This is a genomic window from Tritonibacter sp. SIMBA_163 (assembly GCF_046535935.1).
Taxonomy (GTDB): domain Bacteria; phylum Pseudomonadota; class Alphaproteobacteria; order Rhodobacterales; family Rhodobacteraceae; genus Epibacterium; species Epibacterium scottomollicae.
On sequence record NZ_JAWJBP010000764.1, the window covers coordinates 1 to 258 of the forward strand.

The 258-nt window shown below is 62.4% G+C and carries 1 protein-coding gene; it reads right to left on the minus strand.

Annotation, left to right across the window (positions count from 1 at the left end):
- On the minus strand, positions 1-258 hold a 258-nt coding region (locus R0J92_RS24380), incomplete at both ends, for a ParB/RepB/Spo0J family partition protein (RefSeq protein WP_411053582.1).

Consider the following 258-nt stretch of genomic DNA (forward strand, 5'->3'; position numbering starts at 1 on the left):
GCCCAGCGCCTCAAGACGCGCCGCAAAGAAGACACGCTCGATGAAGCTCAGATTGGCGCGGGCGGAGTTTTCCTGGCCCTGGCTCAGAATATGTTCCAGATCGGCGAGGGGCTTGATGACCGCCTTGACCTTGATACCAAGTTCCCGGGCAACCCGCGCACGGCGGTGGCCGAAGACGATCATATAGCGGCCGCTGGTCTCTGGATGCGGACGCACGAGGATAGGACTGTCCTGCCCACGCTCGCGAATGGCTTCCAG